The following is a 15,099-nucleotide window of genomic DNA, read 5'->3' as shown; positions in this document are numbered from 1 at the left end:
TATTTTGACACTCTTTTTTTTATATTTTAAACTCTAAAAACAAAGAGGAGGACATATGAGTAATTTTTTTAATAAAAAATTTTTTAATCTTGGAATTTTTAGCTATCGTAGAATTAGTGATAAAAATTTAGCTGTTTCAGATGATAAAAATTTTATACAAAAATTTAAAGAGGAAGTTACTTCTGCTGTTAGTTTCAAAAAGATTTATAAAAAATCTGCTGAACCTCAACAAATGGATGATTCTAAATATAACGAAAACATTGATGAATTAGTTGATATTATAACTAAATCTAAAGAGGTTGATGGTTATATCTCAAGAACCATAAGTAACTTTAAACAGAAAGCATCTAAAACAGGTTTTAAATTTATTTCAAGAGATAAGTCAAAGGCTGAACAATTCGAAGAATATTTAGAAGACATCCTTATAGTTTCTGGTTCTTCTATAGAAATGTTTTTCCAGGAATTACTTAACAACTATATCAGTTTTGGAAATGTATTTATACATAAAACTATTGATATTACCACTGGTAAAATTGCAAAGATAACAATTCTTCCTAGTAAAGGTTGGACTCCTTTAGATTCTTATGGTGTAAATGTTATAAAGTGGCAATTTGAAGTAGGAGATGTTTCTACAGTATATACAAATAAAAATATAACTCATTTATCATTTGATAAAGAAACTCATCATGTGCTTGGTACACCAATACCTGCAAATGCTCTTCAAGATGCTGCAATTTTAAGAGACGTTGAAACAGAAAATATACAAGATTATTATGATAGTCTTGAAAAGAAAATGATATTCAAGGTTGGAGATCATAAAAAGCCAGCTAAACAAATTGAACTTGATGAAGTAGCTGATAAACTTAATAGCTCTAGCGTTAATGAAGATTTAGTTATTTCTGGACACGTTGTTCCTGAGCTTATTCAATCTAAATATAACGACAAAGCTGTTGATGTAATCAGCAACCTTAAAACTCGTGTTCTTGCTGCACTTAGAAGCAACTCTACTAATATAGGAGAAAAGGGAGCAGGACGACAAGATGCTGATACTCTTGATAATCAAGAAGATGTAGTTGTTGAGGATATTCAATCACTACTTGAAAATCAATTAAATACTAAATTATTTAGAGAATTAGCAGTTGATTTATTTGGAGTTGTTAATAGTCAGAATATTGTTAAATTAAAATTTAATGAAACTTTTACTAAAAAAGAAAGAAGAGAAAAACATGCAATATTTAAATTTCTATCTGGAGTAACTACTCTTGGAGAAGTTAGAGAAGAATTAGGGGAAAGTGAAACAGTTGATGAAAGTAAATTATACAACAACTTATTCGCTACCCAAGGAAACACTTTAGAAGGAGCTAGCAATGCTACAAACCCTTCAAATCAGCATGGAGCTAGAGGTAAGTCTAGTGCTTCTGTTAAAAATTAAAAGAGGTGAAAATAATGTATCTTATTAGAGATATAGAAGATATTCAAAAGAAAAACGAAATAAACGATAGTAATTTCTTTGATAGCTTTTTAGACTCAAGTTCTTCAAAAGCTAAAAAAATAGCTGACAATTCTATAAATATGAGTGCTAACCATTTGGTTGTATATAGTCTTGTTACTACTTCTGATAAAGAAATAAATATAAGAATGTATCCTGACTCTCATGTTAGAGATATGGCTAAAGATAAAAAATGGACTACTCCATACCCTAAACCACTTATGCTAAATCATGATATTTATGGAGAACCTATGGGTAGATTTTCAGATTCTTGGTATGTTAACCATTCTGATTTAGAAGTTGAATATGGAGATTCTGAATTACCACAAGCTGTTTTGGACGAATTCGTCTCTAGAAAATCTTTTGGAGATGGAAGTGGCTCTGTTATTGGCCAGATTAAAGTGCCTTCACTAGATGTTAAAAGAAAAATTATTGATGGTACTTATTGGACTACTTCTCAAGGTGCTATTAGTGATTCTTTAACTTGTAATATTTGTAATAAATCTTATTGGAATGGATGTTCTCATATGAGAGGAACTAACTATCCTAATATGTCTGAAGATGGCTCTACAGTTTTAAGTTATACTAAGTGCGTTCCTTTTACAGGCTCTCTTGATGCTGTAGAAGATAGTATCGTACAAAGACCTGCAAATGACACATCTAGTTTAATTGTTTTCGATTCGAAAGCTAAAAAGGTAATAAATTTGACGAATGTCAAAGATTATGAAAATATATTCAATATAGTTTCAGATGAAAACGAACAAAACGGAAAAGAACAACAAATAACAACAGATAATACAATCGAAAGCGGCAAAGTTGAAGGATTGTCTGATGAAGAACTAGCTAACTTAAATTTAAATAAAAAAAATGATTCTAGTGAGGTAAAAAAGATGTATTTTAGAGACTCTGCAAAAGAGGTTTTCATGTTTAATGCTAAACAAAAATTAAGCGTTAAAGATGATTCTGTAATTAGTGCTTTATTCGATGGGCTAAAAGATGAGGAAATTGAAGTTGCTTTAAAAGTTGTAAAAGCTCTAGCTGATTGTGAAAAAGTAGTTCCAGAAATTCCTGCTGCTACAAAAGATGGCGAAGGTACTACTGAAAAAGGAACAGAACAAGCAACTACTGAAGATCAAACAGAAAATTCAAATCTAAAAAAAGATTTTGAAGAATTACAAACAAAGTTTGGACAATTAGTAGATGCAATTAAAAATATTGATGGAGTTAATAATCATATCCCTAATATTTTATCTGTTATAGACGAAAATAATAAAGTTACTTCTACAAATAAAAATTCAAGATTTAAAATAGCTAGTTGCGAGGTGAGATAATAAAATGGATAACAAAATTTATAATGGTAATAGAGGCGTAGGAGTTACAAGAAAACCATATGGACAAGGACTTATATGGGGACAGAAAGGTCAGATTTTCCAATCAGAAGATACATCTCCTAATTTAGGTTCTACAGGAAACTTAGGTCCAGATTTTGGATTACCAGTTGCTTATGTAGATCCTGAATTTAATGTTGGTGTAGCTATAAAAATGGGAATGATTGTTGCATTTGACCCTGAGTCAAAAAGAATGGTCCCAGCTAATGGTGGAACAGATTCTACTATAACGTACTCTAACCTTGACACTGAATATGGTGTTTTAGATAAGAGTGGAACTAAAAGAGTTAAATCTGGTGAAACTAGAGTATTTAAAGGAAATTTCCCTGTAGGGTGGGCATTACAAGATGTATTCCAAAATCCTGCTTGTTACAATGGAACTCAGTTTATGATAAATCAAGAGTCTCCTGATTTTAGAAGAGTTGGACAAATAAGAATGGCTGTAGTTTATAAAACTGATGGTTCTAAATATGATTTAAAACCTGGAGATTATGTTAAGGGAGATGGAGCACCAGACTTAGCAGAAAATCCAACAGCATTTTATGGTATGCCTATTAGATGGGAAGAAGGAACTGATAAACTTAACCAAAGAGCTGGAAAAGTTATGTGGATAGAAGATGCAGATGAGTTTGATAGACAAGGTGCAGAAATGCATAATTCTTACGGTGCATATGTTCATGGCGGTGGAACAATGGGATTCCCTATGGAACTTTATAATTTTATGGGACAGGAAGAAGTTATAAAAGATGCAACTTATAAAAAGAAGATTGTAACAATTTCTATTATCAAAGGATAAAATAATTAAAAACACAGTATAAGGAGAATTTAACATGAACGGATTAGTACAACACCCTCACATGGCGAATGACTTCAATTTCGCATCATATGAGCATTTAAAAAATAAAGAAATAGCAAAAGATAGAATGGAATTAAACCCAACATTAGATAATTATATGCCTATATCAGAAACTCAATTAACTGATGGTGCAAGATCTTTCGAAAGAGTATTTAAAGTTGAAAATGCTGGAAGAGCAATAACTTCTAATAGAGAGTTTCAAAACCCTTCTTTCAGAAGAAGACTTGTTTCTGATATAGAGAGTTTATCAGAAGTTTTAATCAATGATGGATTAGACCCTGTAACTGGTGACTATATGTCTATGAAAGATTTACAAGAAAATATGTCAGCTTTAGCTGAAACTGTAAAAGACTTTGGTACTGGTGCTGGTTCTATCATTACTAGGCAAGTAATTACAAGATCAATCGAAAAACTACCAGAAGAAGGAACTATTCACCAGTATTTTACTAAAAAATTAGCTGTTAGAACTAACGAAGAGATTATCCTTCCAGCTATCGGTTCAGTTGCTAATGCTTCATTAGATATGGGACCAAATACAGAGCCACACATTTTATCTGTTTCTACAGATGCAGCTATGGTAGCAAAATGTGGAAGATCTGGAATTGCAGTTCATCTACAGCACGAAGCTATTAGATTATCTAAATTTAATTTATTAAAATTATATTTAACTGAAGCTAAAAACTCTTTAAGAAGATGGAAAGATATTAAAGCTGTTAGAAAAACTTTTAATGGAGCTACAACTCTATTTGATAACTTAGCACCTGAAGATTCAATTTTAGGATCTACAACTGGAAGATCATTTAAGGATTCTTCATTAAATGGAAGTTTCACTTTAAAAGATTTCTTTGCTATGTTCTTATACGGAATTGAAAAAGGAATTTATTGTGATACAGTATTGGTTTCAACTATTGGTTGGATGGTATTCATGAACGACCCTATCATGAAAAACTTTATTGAAAAAAATGGTGGAGTAATTTTCAGAGGACCGCAAGGAACTATTGGAATGGATTTAGATCCTTACAGAGCTATGATTTCAGGAACTAGACCTGAAAAAACTCACATTACACCTTCTATTCCTTCTGGACTTATGAATGTAAACTTTAGATTTATTGTAACTCCATTTGTACCTTTCTATTCTGAAGGACAAACTATTTACAAAAATTTAATTTGGACAAAAGGTGTTAGCCAAACTCCTTATACTGTTAAAGAAGGATCTAACGCAGGACAACCAGTTAAATGTGGAAAAGATAAAATGACTAACCTTATAATGTTAGATTCTTCTAAAGCTGTTTTACACTTAGAAGAAGAGCAAGTGAAGACCGCTGAAGAAAATGACATGTTAAGAGAATTCCATAGAATCCATTTAACAGAAAGATATGATTTTGCTTTAATGTATGAAGGTGCTGGTGTTTTAGTAGCTAGAAACATTGTTGTAACTGATGATACTTTAGATATTTACAACTACATTTCTGTATCTCTAACTGAAGCTCAAACAGCTTTACAGAAGTAGTGTGATCATTTATGGCTAAAAGAAAAACTATAGATGAAATTGCAAGTGAAGAAGAAGTTTTAGTTGGACAAACAATTCCAGGAGAAGAGGAAGTAATTCCTCCTGCTCCTGTAGATAGAACTTTCGTTTTAGATGAAGTTAATTTTTGTTCTATTGGTGATGAAATTCTTAATTTAACAAATCCTTTATTAGTTATAAAAAATGATAGTGAATTAATTAGAATTGCTGAAACTCTTGTAAAAACAAAAAAAATAAAAGAAATTATTAAATAAAAATAGATATCAGGAGGATATATGACACACTCAAGAACTCCTAATCATCTAATTATAGAAGGGCTTGTAGAACATTCACAGTGTTACAACAATAACTCATTTGTTGTTGAAAAAAGTGATAGGGATACAGTCCCTTTTTTATCAGAGATATTAGGAAAAAATTCTGTTAAATTAAATTTTGATTATGAGTTATCTGATGAAAGAGTTCTTATATTTATACAACTTGTTGATAATAATGATTCTATTGTTTTTAAAGAAATAATAGTTTCGGATCTTCATAGTATAGATTCTGAAGAGAATAACAATAGTGATTTTAATATTGAAATTTTTGATGGAACTATAGAAATAATTTCAAATGAAAATATTAAATTCACAGATATAAAAGGATATATAAAAGGATATGAATTAGAACAATATGGAGATTATCCATTAATAAAAGATAGGATTATATTTGATGTAGATTCTGAAGGATTTATAAATAATAGTTTTGAATACAATTTTTCTAAAGATAATATTTATGATATTGAGATAATATATAAAAATAAAAAATTTACAGAAATATATATACATGATAAACCTACATTTTATTACTCTTCTATATATCATGTTATCCAAATGTCTAACGAATTAGGAATATTAATAGATAATGGTAAAGAGTCGAGAATAGACTTAAATATTCTTATATGGAGATATTCTAAATTGGCTTTTGGTTTAGCTGGGATTAGTGGTAATACTATCAAGCATGATTCTAGTAAAGCTATAATTACTGAATATGTAACTTTAAAAACAATAATACACTTTATAACTAAATCTATAAGAGATTTAAATTTAACACCTGGATTAGCAGAAAATTCTTTAGGAAAATTAAAAGTTAGATTGGGCGATTTCCAAAATGGCGAGTATTTAGAAACTCTAACTACTCAACTTATAAAAACTCATAAAGAGCTATCTAGAAAAGTTGATGAATTAGAAAAAAATTTACCTGAACATTTTAGGTATCTACAAGCTACGAAAACCTCCACTGCTAAAAATTATAAAGGGCTTAAAATAGATAGAATACAGAACTTCTGGGGTGATGAATAATGAGTAAAGAAAGTTTTAAGCAAACCTCTCTTACAGGTAGAAAAGTACTTCTTTTAAGAGATATTGGAATTTGTGATTGTATAAAGAAATCTCCTGAAAGTAAAATTAAAAATGAACTTAATATTCTTGGACTTTCAGATATATCAAATATAGTTGATGAAATTGAAAAAGCAGATCCTTATTGTGATAAATGTATGGGTACTGGTAAAAAATTTTTTAGAATACTTAGTGAAAAAATAAGAACAACAGATGTTAATGCGATAAAAGAAGGAACTACAGCTACAGAATTACAATCGTTTGAGCTTTTAAAAGATGATAATGTTTTATTTTATTTTGAATCACATTATAAATTTTTAAATTTAAAGGACCATATAGCCGTTTTAGAGCATGATGAAAATAGTAACCTTATATTCCCATTAAAGGTTTTAGATGTCTTTAAAATTGTTGATAAAATAGAGTTTTATGATAATGATTTTGTTTACTATAGAATAACTGGTTCTAAAAAGAAAGAGGCTTAATAATATGATTTTTTCTTCTTCTTTTGTAACCACGTATTTTTTCACACTAAAACAATGTTATATATAAGGAGTAATAATGATTAAACTAATAACCACTGATGAACACACTAAAAGAATTGTTATAAATCCAAATGATAGTTTAGATTTTATATCATCTTTTGAAAATAAAATAAATAATATCTTACAAGAAAATAATGAGGGAACTTTAAAGAAAATAAAAATAACTTTGGGTTCTTCAAAAGAAACATCTATCCAAAATACAAAAGACTATTCAGGAGTTGAAGGCAATGCTTATATACTAAAAAAAGCTTTAGCCAGTGGAGATAATGGTTATTTTTCTGGTTCTAAAGATAGAAAGGTTTATTGTGTATTTAAAGATAATCAAAAAATAGAAATGAAATACTTTGATAATCATATAAAAATAAGATTTAGATGTAAAACTGCTGTTGAAAGAGAAACTCTAAGAAGTTTTTTAACTTTAGCATTAACGTTTGATATTAAGTCTTTAAATTGTATAAGTGCTGATTTAGATTATATTAGTGATTTAGAGAGTATCCAAAATGAAATGTTTGTAATTGATTTATTTATTCACGCAAGGACTTGTATTAAATGGGCATATGAGCACACTTCCAAACCTTTAGATACAGCTTTATTTGTTGGTAATAACGATGTTATTGGTGTAATCAAAAATGATGACTTTGAAAATAGTTTATTTTGAAAGTGACGAATTCGTCACTTTTTTTAATCCTTCCGTCTGACGGAAAGATTAAAAGTTTTTTATTCTCATGCACTTTGAGTTTTTATTTTTTCATAAAATAAACTATAATAAAATTTGTTAAAAATGGAGGTTGATATAAATGTTAGAAATTAAAAATAGTAGAGTATACGCTATAGCTGAATCAATTATAGCTTCTGGTTATCCTATGTTACAAGAAGAACTGGACGAGCACGAATTTGAATCACAGACTATAATCTTAAATTCGGTCTTATCTTTAATAAATGAATATACTTATAAGGAAATAGCCGATAAAATAAATTCCGATGAATTTCTTAAACATATTGTAAAAAAATTAAAAATTGATAATTTAGAAAACTTCATTTCTAAATCAATAAAAAGAATATGTAACTTGGGAAATGTTGCCACTGGTACAGGACATGATAATTTTGCTAAAGGTATTCTTGTTCAATTTGATGTTAAATATCCTGGATACTGGACTCCTCAATTCCAACGTTATCATTTCGCTGACATAGTGTCATCTATGTCTAAAATGCATAGACTTGTTAAAATGGATACTAATAAATGTTTTAATAAATATGTAGATAAATCTGTTGTAGATAATCTTAACTACTGGATAAAAGTTTATAATAAAATGGAAAAAGATGATAGTTATTGTTATTTAGAAAAAGAAATACCAGGAAGTAGTAGAGTTGGAGAAATAGGAGAATCTAACCCTATTTTAATTGAAAGTTTTATTAATAAAGGTTGGACTATAAAAAATAAATTAAATAAATATGAAGTTTATATGAAAGTTATCTCTAACTGTCCTATGGGATTTGAAATGACAATGAGAGTAACTACTTCATATCTACAATTAAAAACTATATATCTTCAGAGAAAACACCATAAATTAAAAGAAGATTGGACAGCTTTTTGCACTTGGTGTGAAAGTTTACCATTATTCAAAGAAATATGTTTAACAAAAAAAGCCTAGTTATAACTAGGCTTTTTTTATTTTGTTCTATTTCTTTCTAATCTATTTCTTTCTTTTAAAAGTTCTTCCATTTCTATTTCTAATTCTTTTATTCTATTATTAATTATTCTCAATCTTTGTTCAACTGGATCTTCAACTATTACTGCTTCCTCTATTTCGTTAACTATTGTTGCTTTTATCTCTTTAAGTTTTTCTAATGGTTTTTCAGATACTATAACTTCTAATGCTTTTTCTTCATCTAATTTTTTTACTTCTCTTACAGATCTATTTGAAAGCTCAAATACTTTATTGTTATTGTATTTCAAGTACAGATTATATTTATCTAGGACTTCATAAACAAAAGTTTTTTTAAATCCTAGCTTGTCTATCCATACTAAAAAAGTCCCTTTGTTACAGTGGCTTAGTAGCTTTTGTGCATTATAAAATATTTCCCCTAAAGAAAATAAATGATCATTTATCTTCTTTGCATTATCTAATGCAATTTTTTCAAATTCTATTAATTTATCTTTTTCTTCTGAAGAAATCTCAAAAATGTCATAATCTATAATAGAAACGTATTTGTCTTTAGCTATTATTCCAGTATATCTACTTTTCGTAAGGTCTTTTCTATCTAACAAATTTTTCTTAGCCATTAGTTTTTATCCCCTCTTTTTTAATAATTTCTAAACATAAATTCTTATAGTCTTCTGCTCCTATGCTACTATTTTTATATTCAAATATACTTTGTCCTGCTGCTGCTGATTCTACAAGAGCTATGTTATTTCTAATTATCGTATCCATTATATTCGAACCATATACATCTTTTACCTTATTTATTACGTCGTTTGATATCTTAGTTCTAGAATCATGTCTTGTTATAAACATACCACCAATTTCTAACTCCTCATTAAGGCCATCTTTAATTTGTTTTATAGCATCCATTAATATTGATGCTCCTTTCAATTCAAAGAATCCACTTCCTAAAGGAATATAAACTCTATTAGCTGCTGCTAAAGAATTTAGTGTAAGTAATGATAAACTTGGAGCTGTATCTATTACACAGATATCATAATCGTTTTCTACATGTCTTAATGCTTTTGCTAAAAGATGTTCTCTTCCTATAACTGAAGAAAAATCTAAATTAGCTGCTTCCAACATACAATCAGCTGGAAGAAGATCTAAATTATCAGCTACATTTTCAATTATATACTTTCTAACATCTCTCTCTTTCATCGCATCAAAAGCTGTATACTCAACATCTCCTACATCATAACATTCAGTTAAATTACCTTGAGAATCCATGTCAATAGCTAGAACCTTAAAACCATTACTAGCAAAATATGAAATGATATTAAATACTGAAGTTGTTTTAGCTACTCCACCTTTGTTATTTGCTATAACTATTTTTAACATTATTAACCCCCTTTATTTTATAATTCTACTTTTTCAGATTCTAATATATCTTCTATTTTACAATCTAAAGCTGTACATATTTTATCTAAGTTATGTAGCATTAATGATTTTGGATTGTTATTAGCAACGTTATGAAGTGTTGAATAATCTATACCAGCATCTTTAGCTAACTTATATAATGTTATATCTCTTTCTTTAATAAATTCATTTAATTTGATCTTTATAAAAATCGCCTCCAAAAAAAATGTTGACAAAAAATAAAAAATAAAATAATATATAGCTTGTAAGCTATATAGCTTTAAAACTATATATAACTTTATAACTATATATATTTTCTAACACATATAATTAGTATATCAATTATTATCTCCTAAGTAAATAGGAGTTTTTTATAAAAATATGGTGTTGTGCAACTTAACAATAGTTGCACAACAAATAACAATAATAAAATCAAATGTTTGTTTCCTATTGTGCAACTTAACAACAATAACACAATAGTTATACAGCATATCATGGAGGTGTTTATTATGTCTGGAGATAACATATTAGCTGAAGAAATTTTAAAAAGAATTACTAAAAAAGATTTAAAGTATTTAGAAGTACTTGGAAACAATATATTTACTGTTGACGATTTAGTTGAAATAACAAAAAATCATAGAAATACCGTAAACAAAATTATCAATGGTTTATATAAATCATGTTTGGTTAATTGTGTTCAAAGTAATGAAGAAAAAAATAAAAAGTTCTATTCTGTTACAAAATTCGGATTGAGTATATTAAAAAATAAGGAGATGAAATAATTTATGAAGAAAAATGTTTTAGTTGTTGGATTGGGACAATGTGGAAATAAAATATCTGAAATTTTTGGTAAAAATGGTTATGATTCTATAGGTATAAATACTGCTGAAGAAGATATGATTCAGCTTAATAACATTAAAAAAATAAAAATAGGTACTCATGGCGGGTCTGGTAAAGATAGAAACTTGGCTATGGAACAACTTAAAAATGACTTTGGTAAGATATTTGCAGAAGTAAAAAATAGCTCAACTGATAAAGATATTATAATCCTTTGTTCTTCACTTGGTGGAGGTACTGGAAGTGGTACTGTAGTTGCTACGGCAAAAAATATAAGTAAATTACTTGGAAAAACTACTATTGTTATAGGTGTTTTACCAATTGAATTAGAAGGTTCTAATCTAAAAAACAATGCTCTTCAAGCTATCGCTGAACTAGATAAAATTAAAGAAGATATCAATGTTATGCTTATTAGAAATTCTAGTGACTATAATAGTGTAAACGAAGGGGTATTTAAAAAAATAAATGCTATTTTTAAAAAAGAAGGTAAAGCTGAAACTTCTTTCGATAGATCCGATTTGTTAAACTCTTTTAGAGGAGGTTATCTCGATATTGTTATTGGAAATTCTACAGATATAAAATTTGAAAGCAACATCTACGATTTGAATACTAGCCAAAACATAAATTTTGTTTCTATGACTAGAAAAAAGTTAGAGGGAGATAATTTTCTTAGAGATTATATAGCATTAAATAAAAACTTCTTTTGTTATAGAACTTCAGAAAAAGATTCTTATTTTGCAATATTTTCTAATATACTTACTCCAGTAAATTATATAAACTCTTTAAAAGCAGAAATAAAAAAAACTTATGAAAATTTTGTAAATATGGAAAAAGAAGATGTGTGTTTTGATTTAGGTATTGAATATGATTCAAATAGAAAAAAAACTGTTGAATCTATTGAATTCAGTGATAATAATAAATTTGTATTTGATTTCTAAAAATAAAAGAGCTTAGAATATCTAAGCTCTTTTATTTATTATAAAATATGTTATATAATCTAAAACTTCATTTAATTGCTTCAATTGCTTTTTATATGCAATACTACAAGCCTCATTATAAATAAAACAATATGGACTTCTTGGAGAATTTAATATAATCTCATTCCAAAGTTCCTTAACATCATAAATTCTTAAAGACTTTGAATTATACACTACACTTTTGAACGAATCTAGCCTACTATTATTCCAAATATTTGAGATCAAATAATGAGAAATTGTTTTGTCTTCAGTCTTTATACAAAATCCGTAATCTGTATACTCAATAACAATATCTATATTTATTCCTAATGTTTTTAATTCAATTTTATTTGATTTATTTATTTTTAATTTTGATAAATAAAATAAATTTGTTGGATCAAATTCAATAACATCTGTATTCATAGTAAATATATTATAACTATTCCATTTTTTTATTTTGGTCATAAAATTATCCTTTTCTATTTTTTTGGAATTCTTTAAGCTCAACTTCTAAAATATTATTTACAATTTCCAGAGTTATAGTATTTGTTACAAAGTGAGGTGTTACTTTAAAAGATACATTTGTATGTAATTCTTTAAATTCTTCATCTGTAAAATCCAAAAATGTTCTATATGTATTTAAACTATTTAATATATATTCTTTAAGTTCTAATGCTCCTATTACATTTGCATTAAGCTCATTTCTAACTTCTTCTTTTGTAGGTTCTTCAACTTCTTGGTTTATTTCATCTAAATTTATATTTTCAAGTATATATTTTTCTGTTATTCTTTTTTTGCCGTTGTTAAATGCTAATTTTTGTATTTTAGTTTCTGAACCACATTTTTTTATATAATCTCTATAAACTTTTTTTTCTAATTCTTCTTTTTCTAATTCTGTTAAATTATTTAAATAATTGTTTATTTTCTCTAAAACAACAGGACTTATATCTTCTTTTTCAACTACTACTGCTTTCTCTATCTTTGGTTTTTCTGAAAATATATCAACTGTCTCTTCATCTATTTCCCAATTTTCGCTTAATGCTTTTAAAAAATATGCTCTTATTTTTTCAACTTTATTTTTTTTCATATATATAGCCAGTGATTCAACTTTTTTATACCCATAATTTTCTATAGATTCTTTTATAGTTTTTGGCATTGTTTTTAATTCTCTAGCTTTAGATGGCATTAATCCAAAAATTTTATCTATCATTTCTTCAGTTACTACTATATTATTTTTTTCTTGTACTTCTGATTTAGATTCTACTAATGAATCTTTTTCTATAATCTCAAGATTATCTATTATTTCATGCTCAGTATCGCTAATTGTTGTCTCAGTTAAAATTTTTCTAAAATCATTTCTGTCTTCAAAAAATCTTTGTTGCTTTTCTTCTTTTGATTTTTCATGGAAGAAAATTTCTATTTCTGACTTATCCCATGTTGAATCTTTTATTATTTTAAAGTCTTCTATCAACTCTTTTCCTCTAAGTTCTATAAAAGCCTTTTCTAAAGTTTTAATTGTTGTATTTAAATGCTTTTTATCATATTTTAATGGTATTCTTTTTATTAAAAATATAGTATCTATTTTTAAATATATATTTTCAAATCTCATTTTTTCTATAAGCATATAAATTGTTCTAGCTGTACTTGTCGAAATATTTAAAAGAATACCTGAATTATAAACCATATATCCTTTTTGAATTATATTTTGATAAAAATGGTCCGTTATTGTTATTTCGTAAACTTCTTTTATTCTTTTATCTTCGTATATTTCTCTATATTGTTGATTCTTTTGTAATGACAGTGTTATTATTTCTAAAGTTAGTATTGGTGTACTTATCTCTTTATTAATAACACCATTATATTCTGACGAATACATTGTATTTTTAAAATTATAATTAGTTTCTGATAATCTAAGTAAAGCATTCTTAACTATATTACCGTATCTTATTGTACTTATATTTAATTTATCTCTTAATTCAACACCTGAAATAACAAATTTTCTAGGCATTCCTTTTTCTTTCATTAACTGCATTAATGCTATAAATACTTTTTCTTCTGTTTCTCCTGGAATGTAGTTTCCTGCTGATGGAGTAACTGTAATATAGGTGTCCCTATTCTTATTGAAATAATATTTTACCACCTGATTTACTTTCCTCTGTGTATTTTTAGAGAAAATTGGAAATTGCACTATATTCATATCCATTCTGATTAATTCTTTATTTTTAATAGAAGTTTCTTCTATATAAAAATTCTCCTCTACATATTCTGTTTCTGGAGTTTCTATGGTTTCTTGCCACCATGGCTCATTATTTTTCTTAGTTATTTTTTTATTCAACTTTTTCCCCTTCCAAAAGTAATTACCTATTATTATTTATCCCAATTAAATGATAATAGTTTAAAAAAACAATATTAATTAATAAATTTATTAGTAAATTCTCCTAAAAATTATAGTTATTTATATAGATATTATCTTGTTTTTTGCTAAAAATCAAATATTTTTTTAAAATTATTATCCCCTAATTGGGAAACTATTATCCCCTAATTGGGATTTTTATTAAAATCATTATATTTTTTTTAATTGTTATCCTTTAATTGGGAATTTATTATCATTTAATTGGGATGAAATCATTGTATTATAGGGATTCTTCTATTAATTTTTTTATAAAATCAATCTAATAAAATTACATTAACTTAAAAACTATTATCCCCTAATTGGGAAACTATTATCCCTTAATTGGGATATTACTATAAGTCAACTAAAATCGCAATATATCATCATTTAATTAGGATATTTTAATTAAAAAAAAGCAAAATTATAAGTATAATCACCTAATTGGGAAGATATAATCATTTAATTGGGAATTTATTATCATCTAATTGGGGAAATATAATCATCTAATTGGGAAACTATTATCATCTAATTGGGATATTTAAAATAAGCTTATAATTCAATAAAATAAATATATCTAAATATATTTTTTTGCTATTTTTTTTGTACATAACAATATAAACAATATATAACAATATAAACAACTATATACAATGTAAAAGTTAAAAAATATCATAAA

At 26.9% G+C, this 15,099-nt stretch carries 16 protein-coding genes; 11 read left to right on the top strand and 5 right to left on the bottom strand.

All coding sequences use genetic code 11. The annotated features are described in order from the left end of the window. Positions 1-55 precede the first annotated feature (55 nt). The 9 genes from ACRCYC_RS04385 to ACRCYC_RS04345 all read left to right on the top strand — a co-directional run bounded on the left by ACRCYC_RS04385 (position 56) and on the right by ACRCYC_RS04345 (position 8,828). Positions 56-1,432, top strand: coding sequence for a hypothetical protein (locus tag ACRCYC_RS04385; protein ID WP_438533045.1), 1,377 nt, complete (start codon positions 56-58; stop codon positions 1,430-1,432). A 14-nt stretch (positions 1,433-1,446) separates the two neighbouring features. After that, positions 1,447-2,820, top strand: coding sequence for a hypothetical protein (locus ACRCYC_RS04380; protein WP_438533044.1), 1,374 nt, complete (start codon positions 1,447-1,449; stop codon positions 2,818-2,820). Between the two features lie 4 nt (positions 2,821-2,824). Then, entirely contained in the window at positions 2,825-3,673 is an 849-nt protein-coding gene (locus tag ACRCYC_RS04375; protein ID WP_438533043.1) for a hypothetical protein, read from the top strand. A gap of 34 nt (positions 3,674-3,707) precedes the next feature. After that, on the top strand, positions 3,708-5,243 hold the full coding sequence (locus ACRCYC_RS04370; RefSeq protein ID WP_438533042.1) for a hypothetical protein: 1,536 nt from the start codon (positions 3,708-3,710) through the stop codon (positions 5,241-5,243). 11 nt (positions 5,244-5,254) lie between these two features. Further along, positions 5,255-5,515 (top strand): hypothetical protein, encoded by a 261-nt coding sequence (locus tag ACRCYC_RS04365; RefSeq protein WP_330112469.1) that lies wholly within the window; start codon positions 5,255-5,257, stop codon positions 5,513-5,515. 21 nt (positions 5,516-5,536) lie between these two features. Continuing rightward, the gene (locus ACRCYC_RS04360) at positions 5,537-6,598 is read left to right on the top strand and encodes a hypothetical protein (RefSeq protein ID WP_438533041.1); all 1,062 of its coding nucleotides are present in this window, start codon (positions 5,537-5,539) and stop codon (positions 6,596-6,598) included. Beyond that, on the top strand, positions 6,598-7,116 hold the full coding sequence (locus tag ACRCYC_RS04355) for a hypothetical protein (RefSeq protein WP_438533040.1): 519 nt from the start codon (positions 6,598-6,600) through the stop codon (positions 7,114-7,116). Before ACRCYC_RS04360 ends, ACRCYC_RS04355 begins: the two co-directional genes overlap by 1 nt. Positions 7,117-7,192: 76 nt before the next feature. Beyond that, entirely contained in the window at positions 7,193-7,834 is a 642-nt protein-coding gene (locus tag ACRCYC_RS04350; protein ID WP_438533039.1) for a hypothetical protein, read from the top strand. Between the two features lie 139 nt (positions 7,835-7,973). Continuing rightward, on the top strand, positions 7,974-8,828 hold the full coding sequence (locus tag ACRCYC_RS04345; protein ID WP_438533038.1) for a hypothetical protein: 855 nt from the start codon (positions 7,974-7,976) through the stop codon (positions 8,826-8,828). Positions 8,829-8,845: 17 nt separating this feature from the next. Here ACRCYC_RS04345 and ACRCYC_RS04340 read toward each other — a convergent pair whose 3' ends face one another. From ACRCYC_RS04340 to ACRCYC_RS04330, 3 genes are read right to left on the bottom strand one after another with little or no spacing between them, the layout of a single operon-like run. Then, on the bottom strand, positions 8,846-9,460 hold the full coding sequence (locus tag ACRCYC_RS04340; protein WP_330112464.1) for a hypothetical protein: 615 nt from the start codon (positions 9,458-9,460) through the stop codon (positions 8,846-8,848). Continuing rightward, a complete protein-coding gene (locus ACRCYC_RS04335; RefSeq protein ID WP_330112463.1) occupies positions 9,453-10,220 on the bottom strand; it encodes a ParA family protein in 768 nt (255 codons plus the stop codon). Before ACRCYC_RS04335 ends, ACRCYC_RS04340 begins: the two co-directional genes overlap by 8 nt. A gap of 17 nt (positions 10,221-10,237) precedes the next feature. Then, positions 10,238-10,474 carry a helix-turn-helix domain-containing protein gene (locus ACRCYC_RS04330; RefSeq protein ID WP_438617954.1) on the bottom strand — a complete coding sequence of 79 codons (237 nt, stop codon included), beginning with the start codon at positions 10,472-10,474 and terminating at the stop codon, positions 10,238-10,240. Between the two features lie 273 nt (positions 10,475-10,747). Between ACRCYC_RS04330 and ACRCYC_RS04325 the strand changes: the two genes are divergently transcribed. Together ACRCYC_RS04325 and ACRCYC_RS04320 are read left to right on the top strand one after the other, a co-directional pair. Then, on the top strand, positions 10,748-11,020 hold the full coding sequence (locus ACRCYC_RS04325; protein ID WP_438533036.1) for a hypothetical protein: 273 nt from the start codon (positions 10,748-10,750) through the stop codon (positions 11,018-11,020). 3 nt (positions 11,021-11,023) lie between these two features. Further along, complete coding sequence (locus tag ACRCYC_RS04320; RefSeq protein WP_438533035.1) at positions 11,024-12,013, top strand: tubulin-like doman-containing protein; 990 nt, start codon at positions 11,024-11,026, stop codon at positions 12,011-12,013. A gap of 21 nt (positions 12,014-12,034) precedes the next feature. Here the strand turns inward: ACRCYC_RS04320 and ACRCYC_RS04315 are convergent, their stop codons facing one another. Both ACRCYC_RS04315 and ACRCYC_RS04310 read right to left on the bottom strand, forming a co-directional pair. Continuing rightward, positions 12,035-12,496, bottom strand: coding sequence for a hypothetical protein (locus ACRCYC_RS04315; protein ID WP_438533034.1), 462 nt, complete (start codon positions 12,494-12,496; stop codon positions 12,035-12,037). 4 nt (positions 12,497-12,500) lie between these two features. Further along, positions 12,501-14,366, bottom strand: a complete 1,866-nt coding sequence (locus ACRCYC_RS04310) for a hypothetical protein (RefSeq protein ID WP_438533032.1) — start codon at positions 14,364-14,366, stop codon at positions 12,501-12,503. Between the last annotated feature and the right edge of the window lie 733 nt (positions 14,367-15,099).

Source organism: Paraclostridium sp. (assembly GCF_051657365.1).
Lineage (GTDB): Bacteria > Bacillota > Clostridia > Peptostreptococcales > Peptostreptococcaceae > Paraclostridium.
The sequence above is the reverse complement of the archived record's forward strand: the minus strand, read 5'-3'. Positions and strand labels throughout refer to the sequence as shown.